General features: G+C 64.7%; 18 protein-coding genes. 8 read left to right on the top strand and 10 right to left on the bottom strand.

All coding sequences use genetic code 11. From position 1 onward, the window contains the following. Positions 1-50: 50 nt before the first annotated feature. The 3 genes from aroC to fabI form a co-directional block, all read right to left on the bottom strand. Positions 51-1,139 (bottom strand): chorismate synthase, encoded by a 1,089-nt coding sequence (gene aroC / locus JQ621_RS21600; RefSeq protein ID WP_212236696.1) that lies wholly within the window; start codon positions 1,137-1,139, stop codon positions 51-53. Between the two features lie 180 nt (positions 1,140-1,319). Then, positions 1,320-1,919 (bottom strand): histidine phosphatase family protein, encoded by a 600-nt coding sequence (locus tag JQ621_RS21595; protein WP_212236695.1) that lies wholly within the window; start codon positions 1,917-1,919, stop codon positions 1,320-1,322. Between the two features lie 12 nt (positions 1,920-1,931). Then, the gene (fabI, locus tag JQ621_RS21590; protein ID WP_212236694.1) at positions 1,932-2,756 is read right to left on the bottom strand and encodes an enoyl-ACP reductase FabI; all 825 of its coding nucleotides are present in this window, start codon (positions 2,754-2,756) and stop codon (positions 1,932-1,934) included. A gap of 171 nt (positions 2,757-2,927) precedes the next feature. Here fabI and JQ621_RS21585 point away from each other — a divergent pair, with 171 nt between their 5' ends. Then, positions 2,928-3,416: a sigma-70 family RNA polymerase sigma factor gene (locus JQ621_RS21585; protein ID WP_212236693.1), complete on the top strand. Its 489-nt coding sequence runs from the start codon at positions 2,928-2,930 to the stop codon at positions 3,414-3,416. Positions 3,417-3,522: 106 nt separating this feature from the next. Then, complete coding sequence (locus JQ621_RS21580) at positions 3,523-4,296, top strand: anti-sigma factor family protein (protein WP_212236692.1); 774 nt, start codon at positions 3,523-3,525, stop codon at positions 4,294-4,296. Between the two features lie 367 nt (positions 4,297-4,663). On the opposite strand, the gene JQ621_RS21575 is transcribed toward JQ621_RS21580, so the two are convergent. Together JQ621_RS21575 and JQ621_RS21570 are read right to left on the bottom strand one after the other, a co-directional pair. Continuing rightward, a complete protein-coding gene (locus JQ621_RS21575) occupies positions 4,664-5,635 on the bottom strand; it encodes a DnaJ C-terminal domain-containing protein (RefSeq protein ID WP_212236691.1) in 972 nt (323 codons plus the stop codon). Between the two features lie 160 nt (positions 5,636-5,795). Then, positions 5,796-6,203, bottom strand: coding sequence for an RT0821/Lpp0805 family surface protein (locus JQ621_RS21570; RefSeq protein ID WP_212236690.1), 408 nt, complete (start codon positions 6,201-6,203; stop codon positions 5,796-5,798). Between the two features lie 113 nt (positions 6,204-6,316). On the opposite strand from JQ621_RS21570, the gene pdxH reads away from it, so the two are divergent. The 3 genes from pdxH to JQ621_RS21555 are packed head-to-tail and all read left to right on the top strand — an operon-like array spanning position 6,317 to position 8,546. Then, positions 6,317-6,958, top strand: a complete 642-nt coding sequence (gene pdxH, locus JQ621_RS21565) for a pyridoxamine 5'-phosphate oxidase (RefSeq protein ID WP_212236689.1) — start codon at positions 6,317-6,319, stop codon at positions 6,956-6,958. 26 nt (positions 6,959-6,984) lie between these two features. Beyond that, the gene (locus JQ621_RS21560; RefSeq protein ID WP_212236856.1) at positions 6,985-7,737 is read left to right on the top strand and encodes an SDR family NAD(P)-dependent oxidoreductase; all 753 of its coding nucleotides are present in this window, start codon (positions 6,985-6,987) and stop codon (positions 7,735-7,737) included. A gap of 38 nt (positions 7,738-7,775) precedes the next feature. Further along, positions 7,776-8,546, top strand: a complete 771-nt coding sequence (locus JQ621_RS21555) for a class I SAM-dependent methyltransferase (protein ID WP_212236688.1) — start codon at positions 7,776-7,778, stop codon at positions 8,544-8,546. A gap of 83 nt (positions 8,547-8,629) precedes the next feature. Here the strand turns inward: JQ621_RS21555 and JQ621_RS21550 are convergent, their stop codons facing one another. After that, positions 8,630-8,863 carry a hypothetical protein gene (locus JQ621_RS21550; protein ID WP_212236687.1) on the bottom strand — a complete coding sequence of 78 codons (234 nt, stop codon included), beginning with the start codon at positions 8,861-8,863 and terminating at the stop codon, positions 8,630-8,632. 205 nt (positions 8,864-9,068) lie between these two features. Next, positions 9,069-10,046, bottom strand: coding sequence for a magnesium transporter CorA family protein (locus JQ621_RS21545; protein WP_212236686.1), 978 nt, complete (start codon positions 10,044-10,046; stop codon positions 9,069-9,071). 337 nt (positions 10,047-10,383) lie between these two features. Here JQ621_RS21545 and JQ621_RS21540 point away from each other — a divergent pair, with 337 nt between their 5' ends. Next, the gene (locus tag JQ621_RS21540) at positions 10,384-11,067 is read left to right on the top strand and encodes a L,D-transpeptidase (protein ID WP_212236685.1); all 684 of its coding nucleotides are present in this window, start codon (positions 10,384-10,386) and stop codon (positions 11,065-11,067) included. A gap of 35 nt (positions 11,068-11,102) precedes the next feature. On the opposite strand, the gene JQ621_RS21535 is transcribed toward JQ621_RS21540, so the two are convergent. Further along, entirely contained in the window at positions 11,103-12,194 is a 1,092-nt protein-coding gene (locus JQ621_RS21535) for an extensin family protein (RefSeq protein WP_212236684.1), read from the bottom strand. 65 nt (positions 12,195-12,259) lie between these two features. Here JQ621_RS21535 and JQ621_RS21530 point away from each other — a divergent pair, with 65 nt between their 5' ends. Next, entirely contained in the window at positions 12,260-13,888 is a 1,629-nt protein-coding gene (locus JQ621_RS21530; RefSeq protein ID WP_212236683.1) for a fatty-acid--CoA ligase, read from the top strand. 204 nt (positions 13,889-14,092) lie between these two features. Continuing rightward, positions 14,093-14,947 carry a DUF1499 domain-containing protein gene (locus JQ621_RS21525; RefSeq protein WP_212236682.1) on the top strand — a complete coding sequence of 285 codons (855 nt, stop codon included), beginning with the start codon at positions 14,093-14,095 and terminating at the stop codon, positions 14,945-14,947. 67 nt (positions 14,948-15,014) lie between these two features. Here JQ621_RS21525 and JQ621_RS21520 read toward each other — a convergent pair whose 3' ends face one another. Next, complete coding sequence (locus JQ621_RS21520; RefSeq protein WP_212236681.1) at positions 15,015-15,932, bottom strand: MBL fold metallo-hydrolase; 918 nt, start codon at positions 15,930-15,932, stop codon at positions 15,015-15,017. A 170-nt stretch (positions 15,933-16,102) separates the two neighbouring features. Then, on the bottom strand, positions 16,103-17,317 hold the full coding sequence (locus JQ621_RS21515) for an acyl-CoA dehydrogenase (protein WP_212236680.1): 1,215 nt from the start codon (positions 17,315-17,317) through the stop codon (positions 16,103-16,105). Positions 17,318-17,348 lie beyond the last annotated feature (31 nt).

The following is a 17,348-nucleotide window of genomic DNA, read 5'->3' as shown; positions in this document are numbered from 1 at the left end:
TTCGATGCGATCCGACCTCTCCCTACGGGAGAGGTGAAGAGTCTCTGCCGCTACCGCCCAACCTGCCCGCGGTCCCGCAAAAAGTGGTCGGCGAGCACGCAGGCCATCATGGCCTCGCCGACGGGGACGGCGCGGATGCCGACGCACGGGTCGTGGCGGCCTTTTGTCATGATCTCGGTGTCGGCGCCCTGGCGATCGACGGTGAGGCGCGGCTGCAGGATCGACGAGGTCGGCTTCACCGCGAAGCGCACCACGATCGGCTGTCCGGTGGAGATACCGCCCAGAATGCCGCCGGCATGGTTGGACAAGAAGCGCGTGCCGTCATTGCCGGTGCGCATCTCGTCGGCGTTCTCTTCGCCGGTGAGCTCGGCCGCACCGAAGCCGGCGCCGATCTCGACGCCCTTCACGGCGTTGATGGTCATCATCGCGCCGGCGAGATCCGAATCGAGTTTTGCGTAGATCGGCGCGCCGAGCCCGGCCGGCACGCCCTCGGCGACGATCTCCAGCACCGCGCCGATCGAGGAGCCGCTCTTGCGGATGCCGTCGAGATAGGTCTCGAAGAACGCCGCCTTGTCCTTGTCGGGACAGAAGAACGGATTTTTCGCGATCTCGTCCCAGTTCCACTTCGCCCGGTCGATCTTGTGCGGGCCCATCTGCACCAGCGCGCCGCGCACCTTTACGTCCGGCAGCACCTTGCGCGCGATCGCGCCGGCGGCAACGCGCATCGCGGTCTCGCGCGCCGATGAGCGGCCGCCGCCGCGGTAGTCGCGCAGGCCGTACTTCGCCTCGTAGGTGAAGTCGGCATGGCCCGGGCGAAACTTGTCCTTGATCTCGGAATAGTCCTTGGAGCGCTGGTCGGTGTTCTCGATCAAAAGTCCGATCGGCGTGCCCGTGGTCACCTGCACGCCGGTTTCGGGGTGCGCCATCACGCCCGACAGGATCTTGACCTGGTCCGGCTCCTGGCGCTGGGTGGTGAAGCGCGACTGACCCGGCTTGCGGCGATCGAGGTCCTGCTGGATGTCGGTCTCGGTGAGCGGGATCATCGGCGGGCAGCCGTCGACCACGCAGCCGATCGCCACCCCATGGCTCTCGCCGAAGGTGGTGACGCGGAACATGTGGCCGAAGGTGTTGAAGGACATTGCTGCTCGCTGGCTGTGTTCCGGCGTGTGGTAACGCGCTCTCGATGGGGGGTCAAATGCCCACCACGGTCGCAATGGCCGGGCTTGTCCCGGCCATCCACGTCGCCGCAAGCACGAAAGCTCGTGGATGCCCGGGACAAGCCCGGGCATGACGGCGGAGGGCGGGGCGACGAGCCGGGCCTAGCTATGCTTCTCGAGCCGGCCGTCGCGGAACACGTAAACGGCGCCCTGCTCGATATAGAGATCGGCGGCGCTGGCCGGCGTCTCCAGGCCAAGCGAGACCATCAGGGCCCGGCAGGTGCCGCCATGGGCGACCGCCACGGTGTCGGCCTTGAGCTCGTCGTACCAGGCGCGCACGCGGACCTGCACATCGGCGTAGGTCTCCGCGCCTTCGGGCGCCACGGTCCATTTGTCGCCAAGGCGCCTCGCATAGATCCCGGGATCTCTCGCCTCGCTTTCGGCCAGCGTCAGCCCTTCCCAGACGCCGTAGCCGATCTCGCGCAGGCGATCGTCGAGCGCGTAGTCGGCAACCGGCAATTCGAGCTTGCCGCGCGCGAGTTCCATGGTCTGGCGGGCCCGGCCGAGCGGGCTCGACACATAGGGCAGCGCCGCCTTGTCGCGGCCGTCGCGCTTGAACAGATCGGCCAGAATGAGGCCTGCCTGCACCGCCTGGTGGCGGCCGCGCGCATTCAGCGGAATGTCCCTTGTGCCCTGAAGCCTGCCGAGCGCATTCCACTCGGTCTCGCCGTGGCGAAGATAGTAGATCGTGGGCACGGGCATGGCTGACGGCGGTCAGTCCTTCGACGCATCCGAAGCGTCGGGCCGGACCATGCCCAGCACGTTGTAGCCGGAATCGACATGATGGACCTCGCCGGTGACGCCACGCGACATGTCGGAGAGGAAATACACCGCGCTGTCGCCGACCTCCTCGATCGTCACGTTGCGCCGCAGCGGCGCATTGAGCTCGTTGTATTTCAGAAGAAGGCGTGAATCGGCGATGCCGGCGAAGGCCAGCGTCTTGATCGGCCCTGCCGAAATCGCGTTGACGCGGATCGCCTTCACGCCGAGATCGGCGGCCAGATAGCGCACGCTCGCCTCGAGTGCCGCCTTCGCAACGCCCATGACGTTGTAGTTCGGCATCCACTTCTCGGAGCCGTAGTAGCTTAGCGTGATGATCGAACCGCCGTCGGTCATCAACTTCTCGGCGCGCTGCGCGATGGCTGTCAGCGAGTAGCAGGAGATCAGCATCGACTTGGAGAAATTGTCCGCGGTGGTGTCGACGTAGCGGCCCTCGAGCTCGTCCTTGTCGGCAAACGCGATCGCGTGCACGACGAAATCGATCTTGCCCCACTTCTCCTTCACCACGTCGAACACCGCGTCGATGGTGGCAGCATCCGTGACGTCGCAATGGCCGAGCATGAGCGCGCCGAGCTCGGCGGCGAGCGGCTCGACGCGCTTTTTCAGCGCATCGCCCTGGTAGGTGAGCGCGATCTCGGCGCCGGCCGCCTGGCATGCCTTGGCGATGCCCCAGGCGATCGAGCGGTTGTTGGCCACGCCGAGGATGACCCCGCGCTTGCCCTGCATCAGTCCTTGCATCAGACCTGAATTCTGCGCCATTTGCTCACGTCCTGTAGCTCTCGTTAAGGTCTGGAGGTACACCAGCCCTCCGACGCGGTACAGTCCTAATCCGCGGCGTTAACGCTGTTTCCGGCGCCGGAATAGCCGTTCCATTCGGGTGTTATGATTGCTGTGGGCGCTCGCGCCCGATGTGAAGGACGTCCAGACGGAATGAGCGCGTTTCGCCAGAGCGTGGAAGCCATGATCCCGGCGTTGCGCCGCTACGCCCGCGCACTGACGCGCGATGCGGATGCGGCGGACGATCTGGTGCAGGACACGCTGGTGCGTGCATTGCGTTCGGAGCGATTGTTTCTCGGGGGCGACGTCAGGAGCTGGCTCTACACGATCCTGACCAACCTCAACAAGAACCGGCGGCGCTCGCTGGCAAGGCGTCCGCAGTTCATGCAGCTGACGGAGAACAATCCGGATGCCAGCGGGACGGAGGCAGAAGGACGCGACATCGAGCGGGCGCTCTCGACGCTCGTCGAGGAACAGCGTTCAGTTCTGCTGCTGGTGATGCTGGAAGGCATGAGCTACCGCGAGGTCGCCGACATCCAGGGCGTGCCGATCGGCACCGTGATGTCCCGCCTGGCGCGCGCCCGCGCCCATGTGAAAGCCTCGCTGGAGGGTGGGCGCCCGGCGCTCAGGCGGGTGAAATGATGGCAGGATTGATGCATCGCGCAGGCCACCTCCGTTGCGCGCGGAGAGAAAAAGCGAAGTTGAACGACATCAGATATTTTGGGCCGCAGAGCCAGAGACGACCGATATGAACGACCGCAATATTTCAGTGACCGAAGACGAACTGCACGCCTTTGTCGATGGCGAGTTGCCGGCCGAGCGCCGCGCCGACGTCGAGGCCTGGCTTGCCGCCCATCCTGAGGATGCCGAGCGGGTGCAGTCCTGGCGCGCGATGGCCGAGATGCTGCACGCGCGCTACGACTCCGTCGCCCTGGAGCCGGTGCCGGCCCGGCTGGAACTGGAGCGGCTGGAGCGCCGTCCGCGGCAATGGCTCTATGGTGCGGTTGCGGCCACTCTGGTCGCCTTCGTCGCCGGCGGTACCGCCGGCTGGGTCGCGCATGGCGCCGCGAACGCGCCGTCGACCTTCCAGAGCTTTACGGCGGATGCGCTCGACGCGCACCGCCTCTATGTCGTCGAGGTCCGCCACCCGGTCGAGGTCGGCGGAAACGAACGCGATCACCTCCAGGCCTGGCTGACCCGGCGCTGCGGCTGGACCGTGTTCGCGCCCAATCTCGAGGGAAGCGGGCTGAAGCTCGTCGGCGGACGGCTGCTGCCGGGGCCGAACGGGCCGGCATCATTCCTGATGTATGAGGGCGCCTCGGGCGAGCGCTATACGATCTACACCGCCAAGACGGAGACCGGCGCAACGCAGATGCGATACGCCAAGGCGGACAAGGATGGGGCGTTGTTCTGGGCCGAGCGCGGCGTCGGCTATGTCGTGAGCGGTGGCGGCGCCGACCGGGATCGGCTGACCAAGGTGGCACAGGCCGTGTACGACCAGGCCGAGAAAAGCGGCGGCTAGGCAACCGCGCGAACCGCGTGCCTCGATTCCGTCATTGAAAATTTGGAATCAGGACATCGGCGCGTCTCATTATCGCACCGGGTGCTCACGCGATTATGAGTGGCGTTCGATCCGCCGATCGACGCGGGCGGCCTCGATTGGGGTTTTTGGTACCGCGCTGGTCCCCCTCTCGAGGCCGCACCTTTTTATCGGCTGCCCCGCCGAACAGCCGACACGTCGGGCAAGCGAAGCGCTACCACGCCTCGGCCATATGACGGGCATCATCTCCTGGATAATGCCCTGGGTCTTCAGGAGAACCCCTTGGTTCGATCTCCCCGTAAAGCGCGATGGCTCGCGCTTTTTGCGACGCGCTTTCCCGGATCATGCGTTAACCCAGCCCGCTACGTGGATTGTAGGGGTGGTGATCCCGCCACTTTTCCATCAATGCTTCAAGCTCGGCGTCGTTCCCGTCCGGTAGCATAATCCTGACAGTGACGAAGAGATCCCCGGTGCCGCCCGATTTCGGCAAGCCCTTGCCTTTGAGACGGAAGGTTCGCCCGCTGGACGTGTTCTTCGGGACCGACAGTTCCACGGCATTGCCGAGCGTCGGCACGCGAACCTTGCCGCCGAGAACGGCCTCGTAAAGCGTGACCGGGAGATCGATCCTCAGGTCCGCGCCATCGATCTTGAAGAACGGATGCGGTGCGATGCTGATGGCGATCAAGAGATCGCCCGGCGGATGGCCCGGCGCGGTCTCGCCTTGTCCGCGCAGACGGATCTGCTGACCCTCGACGACGCCGGCGGGAATCTTGACGTTGAGCTCCTTGCCGTTCGGCAAGCGGACGCGCTTCTCGGCGCCCTTGATGGACTCCTCCAGCGAGACGGACATGGCGACATTGACGTCGAGATCGAGCCCGATCCCGCCGGTGTCGAATTCGAACTGGGGACCGCCGCCGGCTCCGGGCCGCGCGCCGCGCATCCCGCCGCCGAACATGCTGTTGAGAATATCCTCGAAGGCGCCGGCGCCCTGGCCGGGGCCTGCCCCGCCGCCACGGAACGTGTAGCTCTCGAAGCCGCCGGGGCCTGCGCCAGCGCGACCGCGCGGCCCGCCGCCGCCCGGGAAGCCCTGGAAGCGCGGCTTGCCCTCGGCGTCGATCTCGCCGCGATCGAACTGCTTGCGCTTGTCCTCGTCGCCGATGATCTCGTTGGCCGAATTGATCTCGGAGAAGCGCTCCGCGGCCTTGGGATCATCCTTGTTGCGGTCGGGATGATGCTTCTTGGCCAGTTTGCGATAGGCGCTCTTGATCGCGGCAGCGCTCGCGCTCCGCGGCACCCCCAAGACCTCGTAGGGGTCGCGCATCCGTCAGGTCTCCTCTTGGGAAATCGAAATGTTGAAGGGGCTTCCCACCCCCATTTGAGCCTCATGTGGGAGGCGAGTGGCATTTTTGCAACTAGTCAGGCGAAGCGAAGTCTTACGATTCGAGCATGATCTTATCGGAAATCCGGTTCCCGGTTCATGCTCAGCTGCGCCACGGCTTTAGCGTATGAATCTCCCAACGGCCACGGCTGCTTTGGCAGCCGGCACCCTGGAGCCAGCTTTCGGTGGTGCCGTTGACGTAGCTTGCCAGGAAGTCGCGGCACTTGCGGCCATCCTCGGCGGCGTAGGATTGCGCGATCGGCGTCACCGAGCCGCGTGCGCCGGTTTCCGGATTCTCCCAGTGCTGGCTGGCATCCTTGTCGCCCATGCTCAGCACGTCGGAGGCGGCGTTGCGCGCAAAGGCGAGATCGGTTTCGGTCGGTGCGGTGTCCTTCGCCGGCCGGGCGATCGAACCGGTCAGGTCGCTGTCGTCAGCCTTGGCGTAGGCGTTGTGGTCGGTCCGCGACAGGCTGCAGCCGCCGGCGCCGAGCCCGATCAGAATCATCGTCATGACGAGGCTGGTCGGCCGCATCGCCGATAGGCCAACGCGTCCCCATGCCCTATATAGAGCGAGAGCAGACAACAGCGCGCTTTGAGCGGCGGAACGCAATTCGGACTCCAGACATGACCGACACGACCTCGATCAAACACCAGACACCCTTAACATCCGGTGATTTCACCGCAGCCGACGAGCCTTTTGCGCTGTTCGAGGCCTGGTTGAACGAGGCGATCAAGAGCGAGCCGAACGATCCGAACGCCATGGCGCTCGCAACCGTCGATCCGGACGGCCTGCCCGACGTGCGCATGGTGCTGATGAAGGGCTTCGATGCCGGCGGTTTTGTCTTCTACAGCCACATCGCGAGCCAAAAGGGCCGCGAACTCGCCGCAAATCCTAAGGCGGCTTTACTTTTTCACTGGAAGTCGCTGCGCCGTCAGGTGCGCATCCGCGGCAACGTGACGCCGGTGACCGATGCCGAGGCCGACGCCTATTTTGCGACACGACCGAAGCAGGCGCAGATCGGCGCCTGGGCCAGCAAGCAGTCGCAGGAGCTGGAGAGCCGCTTCGCCTTCGAACAGGCCATCGCCAAGGTCGCAGCCAAGCACGTCATCGGCGAGGTGCCGCGGCCGCCGGGCTGGAGCGGCTGGCGCATCACGCCATCGCGTATCGAGTTCTGGCACGACCGCCCGTTCCGCCTGCACGACCGTATTGAATTTCGCCGTGACGCGGCCGGCCAACCGTGGTCCAAGACGCGGATGTATCCGTAAGTTCTAGGGCGACCTGAAAGATGTCCATGCCGCATTCGTCCAATGCGCCGCGCCGCACGCTGCTCCTGACAGGAGCCAGCCGCGGTATCGGCCACGCCACCGTGATCCGCTTTTCTTCGGCGGGCTGGCGCGTCATCACCTGCTCGCGGCATCCCTTTCCCGAGGACTGCCCATGGGACGCGGGTCCCGAGGACCACATCCAGGTCGACCTCGGCAATCCCGCGGACACCAGGCGCGCGATCTCCGACATCCGCGACCGCCTCGAGGGCGGCATGCTGCATGCGCTGGTCAACAATGCAGCAATATCGCCCAAAGGCCCGGGCGGCTCGCGGCTTGGCTCGGTCGACACCGACCTCGACACGTGGACGCATGTCTTCCACGTCAATTTCTTCGCGCCGATCATGATCGCGCGCGGCTTGATCGAGGAGTTGAAGGCGGCCAAGGGCTCGGTCGTGAACGTCACCTCGATTGCGGGCTCGCGCGTGCATCCGTTCGCGGGCGCGGCCTACGCGACTTCCAAGGCCGCGCTCGCCTCCCTAACGCGCGAGATGGCCTCCGACTTCGGCCGTGTCGGCGTCCGCGTCAATGCGATCGCACCGGGCGAGATCGACACCTCGATCCTGTCGCCGGGCACCGAGAAGATCGTCGAGCAGCAGATCCCGATGCACCGCCTCGGCACGCCCGACGAAGTCGCCAAGATCATCTACGTGCTGTGCACGGACACGAGTTCCTACGTCAACGGCGCCGAGATCCACATCAACGGCGGCCAGCACGTGTAGGACAGTAGACGCATTGAAGTGGCGCTTTGAGGTGACGCATGGGCCGATTTGCCAGCACGGCGTCAACTTACGAGCACCTGCGGCCGCTCTACCCGAACGCGTTCTTCCGAAGCGTCGCGCAGAAGCTTGGCCTCACCAAAGGGAGCAGCCTGATCGATCTCGGCACAGGCCCCGGCCTGCTCGCGCTCGGCTTCGCTCCCTATGCCGGTCGCATCGTCGGCGTCGACCCTGAGCCGGCGATGATCGAGGCCGCGCGGCAGGCGGCGGCGCGCGCGGGCCTGGAGCTGACGCTGATCGAGGGCAAGGCAGAGACGCTTCCCCAAGACATCGGCACGTTCGACGTCGTGACGATCGGCCGCGCGCTGCACTGGATGGATCGCGAGGCGATGCTTGCGCGGCTCGACCAACTGGTCGCACGCGACGGCGCCATCCTGATCTGCGCCTCGTTCTCGGTCACCGACGGCCGCAATCCGTGGCTTGACGGCTACAACGAGATCCGCCGCCGCTGGTCACCAACGAAGCTGTGGGAAGAAGCCGGCAAAGGTGCGCGGACCCATCGCGACTTGCCGACGTTCTTTCGCGGCAGCGCCTTCGCCCCTACCGGGCTCGTCGCGGTCGAGACCAGCCACGTGGTCAGCGTGCCGGAGCTGACACATCGCGTGCTGACCTATTCGTCGTCCTCACCAGAAGCGCTGGGCGACAATGTCGAGGCCGCGCTGCGGGAGGTCGAGAGCCATCTGGCTGCGTTCGCCCACGACGGCGCAATCGCCGAGACCTTCATCTCGACGGCAGAGATCGTGAAGCGCTAGGGAATTTGCCGCGGAAGGCGGGAAGCAAGGCGATCCAGACAACGCCGCCGCAGGACTGGATCGCCCGCCCTTCCTTCCGCTCCTCAATCCAGGCGAATGCGACGCGACCGTTCGCGCAGCCTCAACGTTGCAGCATTTGGTGCGGTTGCACTGAATGCAGTCGAGCAATCGTCGTCGTTCTCGCCATCGAGCAGCGGAGCACCACAGTGCCGGCACATGCGCGCCGACAACGACGGCGCCTTGCCGCTCGCCACGCTCTGACGATAGCTGGTCAGGTCGATGACGTTGCGGGGCGTCGTTATGTGTTTTTCAACCATGGTTTTTCCTCGCGGCTAACCCGCTGCTTATCGCAGACAAGTTTCGCACAAACGTTCAGCCCACTGCTCAAATTTTACCGGAGGAATTGGGGCGTGGCACACACATCACGGCGCAGCCGCAATGGCGCTCTATTCTGCGACACCATCGGCCTTGTCTCTGCGACCGGCGTAAGGTCCCGGTAGCTATTTCGGAAGGCGCGCGGGCTCAGAGCCACTTCTTCAACTTGAAGATCCAGTACGGGACGATCGCCGCGATCACCATCAACACGATGGCAAAGGGATAGCCGTGCTCCCATTCGAGCTCCGGCATCGCCTTGAAGTTCATGCCGTAGATCGAGGCGATCAGCGTCGGCGGCATCAGGACAACGGCCATGACCGAAAACAGCTTGATGATGTTGTTCTGCTCGAGATTGACGACGCCGAGCATGGCATCGAGCACGAAGGTGATCTTGCTGGAGAGATAGGAGGCGTGGTCGGTCAGTGAGGCGACGTCACGCTGCATGGTCTTGAGCTGCTCGCGCATGTCCTTCGACCATTTCACGCCCTCCACCACCGCCGAAAGGAAGGTGACGACGCGGCCGATCGACACCAGGCTCTCGCGAACCTTGGAGGTCAGATCGCCCTTGCGGCCGATCGAGATCAGGATCTGCGAATATTGCTTGGCGTGGCCGTGGCGCTCGCTCTCCGGCTCGAAGATGTCGTGGCTGACCTGGTCGATCTCCGCGCCACAGCGCTCCAGAATGTCGGCGCAGCGGTCGATCACGGCGTCCAGGAGCTCCATCAGCACCATCTCGCCGGTGATCCCCGGGGTGCAGGTCCGGGCCAGCTTGGCCTCGACCAGGGCGAACGGCTTGGGCTGGTCGTAGCGCACCGTCACCAGGCGGTGATCGCCGAGGATGAAGGTCACCGCCGTGGTCCGGGGCATGTCGGTATCGGAGTGGCACATCAGCGTCGCCGTCATGTAGCGCGCGCCGTTCTCGATATAGAGGCGGCTGGAGATCTCGATCTCCTGCATGTCCTCCCGGGTCGGGATCGCGATCCCAAGGAGCCGCTCCACCGCCTTGTCCTCCGCCGCCGTCGGGTTGACCAGGTCGATCCACGGCGAATTCTCCGGCAGAGCCCCAAGATCTTCGACGATGGCCTTCTTCAGGGAGGAGTCGGTGGGAACGAACACGGAAAACATAAACAACTCCGGGAGAGGCCTGCGACAGAATGGCTGCCCTTAGCGCGATTCTGACAAGTTCATGATGACAACCACATTAAGGGAGCGTTTGAATTTGTGGCGGCGGAATGGCCCAACTGTGGCACGGAATCGACAGTTGAGCTTTTCGCGCCAAAAACCAAGCCTGGGAGCGCAGAACTTGCGGCAAAAAAGCCACAGGTTGGGTCTCGCAGCGCGGGATAAGCCCCTAAACGCTGGAATTGTGGCAGATTTCAACGATAATGAAATCAACGGAGTCGAAGGCCTCGGGTGCTACGCTTGAGGACCTGCGCGGTATTGATTTGATTGGAACCGAACCATGTCGTCGCTGAAAGTTACATTGGGCATTTTGGCTGCTGGCTTCATGCTGTCGGGCTGCATGCAGGGCACGCACTACGAAGCCACCAACACCCAGAATTTCAAGCCGAAGGACAAGGAGCTCCTTGCCAAGATCCGGTACGAGAATACGCCGGTGGCAGAGCCGTTCCGTCGCGCCATCGTCGACTATCATCGCAAGGAATCGCCGGGCTCGATCGTGGTCGATTCCGACAACCACTACCTCTATTACGTGATGGATGGCGGCAAGGCGATCCGCTACGGCATCACCGTCGGCGAAGAGGCAATGGCCTGGTCCGGCATCGCCAAGGTCGGCAGCATGACCGAATGGCCGGCCTGGCACCCGACCCCGGGCGAGATTTCGCGCCTGGGCGTGCCGACCTTTGTCGCTCCCGGCCCTGATAATCCGATGGGCTCGCGCGCGATGTACCTGTACTCGGGTGGCAAGGACACGCTGTTCCGCATTCACGGCACTAACCAGCCTGAATATATCGGCGCTTCGATCTCGTCGGGCTGCATTCGCCTGACCAACGAGGACGCAATCGACCTCTACAATCGCGTCAAGATCGGCACCATCGTCGTGGTGCTCGAGCCGAAGCACGGCGACTCGCCCTACAATTCGCGCCTTGCTCTCCAGGGCGGCGGCGGCAACACCAGCTCTTACTAAGCGGAACTTGCCTCAAGCTTTTGAAAAGCGCCGGTTCACCGGCGCTTTTTTGTTGGGGGCTTGCTCTTGCCGGAGTCGACTGGGGGCTTGTCGGCTTGCGCGGCGGGCTTTGCGATCTCCTGATCGCCGGTCCCATCCTTGCCGTCCTCCGGCTTGGCCGCCACCTCGCGCGGCGGCGCGTCCTCGGGGCGCTCGGCCGGCAGCAGCGGCGCGACCTGGGGCAAGGGATCCCAGACGTTCCATTGGCAGATCCGGTAGTCGTTGCGGCGCTGCGCGAGATCGAGGTGGATGTGGTCCTCGTGGTACCAGTCCGAGCCCGGGCCGAGCACGGTCGAAAAACGCGAGCAAACCGAATGCAGCACGCGCTCGCGCACGTCGCGCGCCATGGTGCGGTCGGTCAGACCAATGGACTGTCCGTTGGCGAGCTTGAGCGAACGGACGTCAAGCGCATTGGCCTTGCCGTGCTCGGACAGCATCGCACCGGCCACGCGGTTGCGGCCGCGGCACTCGAAGCTGTCGAAATTGTCGAGATCGGTGATGGTCGAGCCGAGGCTCGTAGCCAGCGGCACCATGTCGGTACGCACCCAATCCGCAATCGCCGACGCCATGCTGCAGCGAAGGATCGCAGCCGGTTTCACCGCGACCTTGCGCTTGTCCGTCAGGACGATCGCCTCGAGCCGCACCAGATCCTCGCCACCACAGGCGCCGGGACCATGGATGTCGGGTATGGAGGGCGCGACCGCGACCTCCTCGGTCAGCGCGAGACGGCAGGCAGAAGGCTGCTTCTCGGGCGGCGCGGCTTCGGCCGGCTTGTTGGCGTCGGGCTTGTCGGCGGAGGATTTATCAGGGGACGGCTTGCCGTCGTCCTTCGTTGCCCCCTCCTCCGTCGCTTTGGGCGCCTCCTCAGGACGGGGCCTTGGTAGCGGTATCTTTGCGCCGTGAACACCCCCGCGCGGCCGTGGCGTACCCAGGCCAAAGATATCGAGCGGCGCAGCATGATTTCGCGCGCCTGCGGACCCGGGCAACACAAGAGCCAGCCCCAGCGCGGCGGTAACCATTGCCGCGCCGGCGGACATATTGCCGCGACAAGACCATTTGCGGCGAAAGTCCGGCAGGCTAAAACTCATGATAATTCTTTGGCCCTGCGCTGAGAGCGATAACGCGCCCAGCGACTTCTCGGAGGAACGTCTGAATGCTCGGCTTGATGCAAGATTGGCCCCTGCTCTGCCACCGGATCATCGAACACGCTGCCAAGATTCACGGCAAGCAGGAGGTCGTGACGCGATCGGTGGAGGGACCGATCCATCGCACCACCTACGCCGAAATCCACGAGCGGGCGCTCAAGGTCTCGCAGATGCTGGAGCGGGACGGCATCAAGCTCGGCGACCGTGTCGCCACGATCGCCTGGAACACCTGGCGTCACCTGGAGGTCTGGTACGGCATCATGGGCATCGGCGCCATCTGCCATACCATCAATCCCCGGCTTTTCCCCGAGCAGATCGCCTGGATCATCAACCACGCGCAGGATCGCATCGTGATGGTCGACCTGACCTTCGTGCCCGTGCTGGAGAAGCTCGCCGACAAGCTGCCGAGCGTCGAACGGTACGTCATCCTCACCGACAAGGCGCATATGCCCGAGACCACGTTGAAGAACGTCGTGGCCTACGAGGACTGGATCGCCGCGGCCGACGGCAAATTCAAATGGAAGGACTTTGACGAGAACACGGCGGCCGCGATGTGCTACACGTCAGGCACGACGGGCGACCCGAAGGGCGTGCTGTATTCGCATCGCTCCAACGTGCTGCACGCGCTGATGGCCAACAACGTCGACGCGCTCGGCACCAGCGCCTCCGAGACGATGCTGCCGGTGGTTCCCCTGTTCCATGCCAACAGCTGGGGCATCGCCTTCTCCGCGCCCTCACAGGGCACCAAGCTGGTCATGCCCGGCGCCAAGCTCGACGGCGCCTCGGTCTACGAGCTGCTCTCGACCGAGAAGGTGACGCACACCGCGGGCGTGCCGACGGTGTGGCTGATGCTGCTCCAGCACATGACGGCCAATAACCTGAAGCTGCCTCACCTGAAAATGGTGATCTGTGGCGGCTCGGCGATGCCGCGCTCCATGATCAAGGCCTTCCTTGATATGGGCTCGAACGTGCGCCACGCCTGGGGCATGACCGAGATGAGCCCGATCGGCACCGTCGCGGCGCTGAAGCCGCCGTTCCAGAACGCAACCGGCGAGGCCCGCCTCGACGTTCTGCAGATGCAGGGCTATGCGCCCTTCGCGGTCGAGATGAAGATCACCGACGATGCCGGCAAGGAGCTGCCCTGGGACGGCAAGACCTTCGGCCGTCTCAAGGTGTCCGGCCCCGCGGTCGCCAAGGCCTATTTCCGCCTCGACAACAACATCCTCGACGAGGACGGCTTCTTCGACACCGGCGACGTCGCGACCATCGACGAAGGCGGCTATATGCGCATCACCGACCGCTCCAAGGACGTGATCAAGTCCGGCGGCGAGTGGATCTCCTCGATCGACCTCGAGAACCTCGCGGTCGGCCATCCCGCCGTGGCGGAGGCCGCCGTGATCGGCGTCTATCATCCCAAATGGGACGAGCGGCCGCTCTTGATCGTGCAGCTCAAGCAGGGCCAGCAGGCCAGCCGCGAAGACATCCTGAAATTCATGGACGGCAAGATCGCCAAATGGTGGATGCCCGACGACGTGGTCTTTGTCGACGGCATCCCGCACACCGCGACCGGCAAGATCCTGAAAACGGCGCTGCGCGACCAGTTCAAGGACTATCGCTTCCCGAACGCGGCGGCGTAGGGCCTTACACGTCATTCCGGGGCGATGCCAACGGCATCGAACCCGGAATCTCGAGATTCCGGGTTCGCCCTTCGGGCGCCCCGGAATGACGGGCAGTGGCAGTCCGGTCTCTCTTGAATTTGCCCCCGGGTCGTGGTCTCAACGGCTCATCGTCGCGCCAAATCGGCCGGCACCGCGCCCCAAGACCCCGGCAGAGCTCACCCGATGGCCCGCAGGTTTTCCGCTCCCTATCAGTCGGAGCCCGTGTCCAGTCTCGCGAGCTGGGCGCGCAACCTGGCCGTGTTCGCCGTAGTGGTGGTTGTGGTGTCGATCGTCATCGTGCGTTTCGACTTCCTGGAAATGAAGCCGGCGATGGCGACGTTCTTCGGCGGGCTCGCGATCTCAGGACTTTCGATCCTGTTCGGCCTCGCCGGCTTTGCCGCGATCTGGCAGAACGGCTCGCGCGGCATGGCGCGCATTCTGCTCGCCTTCCTGATCGACGGGGCAATCCTCGCCTATCCCGCTTATCAGGCCCTGCTGTACAGCAGGCTGCCGCATATCTACGACATCACCACCGACCCGATCGACCCGCCGCGTTTCGATGCGCTGTCGCGCCTGCGCACCGGCGACGGCACCAACACCGCCGTGTATGCCGGTCTCTATTCGGCCGAGCAACAGCGCCAGCTCTATCCCGACATCGAACCGATCGAGCTCGAGATTCCCGTCGACCGCGCCTATGCGATCGCGCGCCAGCTCGTCATCAAGCGCAAATGGACCGTGATCGACGAGCGCGAGCCGCAGCCGCCGCGCCGCATCGGTCGCATCGAGGCCGTGGCGCGCACGCCGATCATGGGCTTTCGCGAGGATATCTCGATCCGGGTCGTGCCTGACGGCGAGGACTCCCGCGTCGATATCCGCTCCGCCTCGCGCTATTTCGACAGCGATCTCGGCAGCAACGCTGCGCGCGTGACCAAATTCATCGACGACCTCAACACTGCAGCCGACGCGGACGCGCTGAAGCCGGTCAAGAAGACCCCGGTGGCACCGTCAAAGGCGCCCGCGAAGACAGTGAAGAAGTGATGGAGGCGAGTGGGGAGTAGCGAGTGGCGAATGGAACGCCCACCCATTCGCTACTCGCCATTCGCTCCTAAGCCATCCGGTAGGTCCCGCCGATCACGGGATCACCGTCCGTCGCGACGACGCCGCGCGCAACCAGATCTTCCAGATGCGCCAGAACGGAATAGCCGGCGGCCGTCGTCAGCCTGGGATCGATGCCGATATAGATCGCGCGCACCATGGTCGGGATATCGGCCTCGCCCTTGGCGAGGCGATGAAGGATCGAGGCCTCGCGCGCCTTGCGGTGGCGGATCAGGAAGCGCACGAAGCGCTGGCCCTCGGGGATCTCCGGGCCGTGGCCGGAGAAATACAGATCCTCCTCGCGCGCAGCGAGCCGGTCGAGCGAGTCCATGTAGTCGATCATCGAGCCGTCGGGCGGCGCCACGATCGAGGTCGACCAGCCCATCACGTGATCGCCGACGAAGTTGAACTTCCGCTCGGGCCAGGCAAAGGCAAGGTGATTGGCGGTATGGCCGGGCGTCGCCACGGCCTCGAGCCGCCAGCCGTCACCCTCGACGACATCGCCGTGTGCCATCCTGAAATCAGGCACGAAATCGCGGTCAGACCCTGATTCCGGACTATGCTTCTCGCTTTCGAAGCGCGGGCGCGAGGCGCGGTGCGGCCCCTCGGCATAGACAGGCGCGCCGGTCGCCCGCTTGATCCGCTGCGTATTGGGAGAGTGGTCGCGGTGGGTGTGGGTGACGAAGATGTGGGTCACCGTCTCGCCGCGCACGGCGTCGAGCAACGCGGCCGCATGCGCCTCATCGTCGGGACCGGGATCGATGATCGCGACGTTGCCGGTGCCGACGATGTAGCTGACGGTTCCGGTGAAGGTGAACGGGCTCGGATTGTTACAGAGCACCCGCCGCACGCCGGGGCGGACTTCCTCGACGACACCGGGCTGAAGCGGAAAGTTGCGGTTGAACGGGACGTCGTCGTTGTCGGACATGGGACTTCCTGTGCAGTGCCAACCCAACCCCGGCCGTCATACCCCGCGAAGGCGGGGTATCCAGTACGCCGTGGCCTCCGTGGCGAAGGCGAGGTCTCTGGGATACTGGATCGCCCGCCTGCGCGGGCGATGACAGTTGAGCAAAACACCGACCGCGGAATCCGTGGCGCTCAGAAAAACGCCTGAATGCCCGTGATCGCGCGGCCCAGGATCAGGGCGTGGACGTCGTGGGTCCCCTCGTAGGTGTTGACCGTCTCGAGGTTATGGACGTGGCGCATCACGTGGTACTCGGCCGAGATGCCGTTGCCGCCGTGCATGTCGCGCGCGACGCGGGCGATGTCGAGCGCCTTGCCGCAATTGTTGCGCTTCATGATCGAGATCATCTCGGGCGCGAACTTGCCTTCGTCCATCAGCCGGCCGACGCGCAAGCTCCCCTGCAGGCCGAGCGCGATCTCGGTCTCCATGTCGGCGAGCTTCTTCTGCACCAGCTGGGTCGCGGCGAGCGGCTTGCCGAACTGCTTGCGGTCGAGCGTGTACTGGCGGGCGCGATGCATGCAGTCCTCGGCGGCGCCGAGCACGCCCCAGGAGATGCCGTAGCGGGCGCGGTTGAGGCAGCCGAACGGACCCTTGAGGCCGGAGACGTTGGGCAGCAACGCGTCCTCGGGGACCACGACGCCGTCCATCACGACTTCGCCGGTGATCGAGGCGCGAAGCGACAGCTTGCCGCCGATCTTCGGCGCGGAGAGGCCCTTCATGCCCTTCTCCAGCACGAAGCCGCGGATCTGATTGTCGTGCTCGGCCGACTTGGCCCAGATCACGAACACGTCGGCGATCGGCGCGTTCGAAATCCACATCTTGCTGCCGGTCAGGCGATAACCGTCCGAGACCTTCTCGGCGCGGGTCTTCATCCCGGCCGGGTCGGAGCCGGCATCGGGCTCGGTGAGGCCGAAGCAGCCGACCCACTCGCCGCTGGCGAGCTTGGGCAGGTACTTCTTGCGCTGGCTCTCGTCGCCATAGGCGTAGATCGGATACATCACCAGCGAGGACTGCACCGAGTTCATCGAGCGATAGCCGGAATCGACCCGCTCGATCTCGCGCGCAACGAGGCCATAGGCCACGTAGCTCGCATTGGCGCAGCCATATTCCTCCGGCAGCGTGATGCCGATCAGGCCGAGCTCGCCCATCTCGTTGAAGATCTCGCGGTCGGTCTTCTCTTCCAGATAGGCCTTGGTGACGCGCGGCATCAGCTTGTCCTGCGCGTAGGCGCGCGCGGTGTCGCGCACCATGCGCTCGTCTTCGGTCAGCTGCTCGTCGAGCAGGAACGGATCGTCCCACTGGAAGGAAGCCGCAGCCGGCTTGTCCTTGGTCTGAGGGCGCGCGCTCATGAAACGTCCTTTCGGGTCTGGTTCCGTCTAC

The organism is Bradyrhizobium manausense (assembly GCF_018129685.1).
GTDB classification, from domain to species: domain Bacteria; phylum Pseudomonadota; class Alphaproteobacteria; order Rhizobiales; family Xanthobacteraceae; genus Bradyrhizobium; species Bradyrhizobium manausense_D.
The sequence above is the reverse complement of the archived record's forward strand: the minus strand, read 5'-3'. Positions and strand labels throughout refer to the sequence as shown.

Bases quoted from the DNA above. Each gene is read 5' to 3' on its own strand.
- aroC (WP_212236696.1), bottom strand. From the start codon at position 1,139: ATGTCCTTCAACACCTTCGGCCACATGTTCCGCGTCACCACCTTCGGC.
- JQ621_RS21595 (WP_212236695.1), bottom strand. From the start codon at position 1,919: ATGCCCGTGCCCACGATCTACTATCTTCGCCACGGCGAGACCGAGTGG.
- fabI (WP_212236694.1), bottom strand. From the start codon at position 2,756: ATGGCGCAGAATTCAGGTCTGATGCAAGGACTGATGCAGGGCAAGCGC.
- JQ621_RS21585 (WP_212236693.1), top strand. From the start codon at position 2,928: ATGAGCGCGTTTCGCCAGAGCGTGGAAGCCATGATCCCGGCGTTGCGC.
- JQ621_RS21580 (WP_212236692.1), top strand. From the start codon at position 3,523: ATGAACGACCGCAATATTTCAGTGACCGAAGACGAACTGCACGCCTTT.
- JQ621_RS21575 (WP_212236691.1), bottom strand. From the start codon at position 5,635: ATGCGCGACCCCTACGAGGTCTTGGGGGTGCCGCGGAGCGCGAGCGCT.
- JQ621_RS21570 (WP_212236690.1), bottom strand. From the start codon at position 6,203: ATGACGATGATTCTGATCGGGCTCGGCGCCGGCGGCTGCAGCCTGTCG.
- pdxH (WP_212236689.1), top strand. From the start codon at position 6,317: ATGACCGACACGACCTCGATCAAACACCAGACACCCTTAACATCCGGT.
- JQ621_RS21560 (WP_212236856.1), top strand. From the start codon at position 6,985: ATGCCGCATTCGTCCAATGCGCCGCGCCGCACGCTGCTCCTGACAGGA.
- JQ621_RS21555 (WP_212236688.1), top strand. From the start codon at position 7,776: ATGGGCCGATTTGCCAGCACGGCGTCAACTTACGAGCACCTGCGGCCG.
- JQ621_RS21550 (WP_212236687.1), bottom strand. From the start codon at position 8,863: ATGGTTGAAAAACACATAACGACGCCCCGCAACGTCATCGACCTGACC.
- JQ621_RS21545 (WP_212236686.1), bottom strand. From the start codon at position 10,046: ATGTTTTCCGTGTTCGTTCCCACCGACTCCTCCCTGAAGAAGGCCATC.
- JQ621_RS21540 (WP_212236685.1), top strand. From the start codon at position 10,384: ATGTCGTCGCTGAAAGTTACATTGGGCATTTTGGCTGCTGGCTTCATG.
- JQ621_RS21535 (WP_212236684.1), bottom strand. From the start codon at position 12,194: ATGAGTTTTAGCCTGCCGGACTTTCGCCGCAAATGGTCTTGTCGCGGC.
- JQ621_RS21530 (WP_212236683.1), top strand. From the start codon at position 12,260: ATGCTCGGCTTGATGCAAGATTGGCCCCTGCTCTGCCACCGGATCATC.
- JQ621_RS21525 (WP_212236682.1), top strand. From the start codon at position 14,093: ATGGCCCGCAGGTTTTCCGCTCCCTATCAGTCGGAGCCCGTGTCCAGT.
- JQ621_RS21520 (WP_212236681.1), bottom strand. From the start codon at position 15,932: ATGTCCGACAACGACGACGTCCCGTTCAACCGCAACTTTCCGCTTCAG.
- JQ621_RS21515 (WP_212236680.1), bottom strand. From the start codon at position 17,317: ATGAGCGCGCGCCCTCAGACCAAGGACAAGCCGGCTGCGGCTTCCTTC.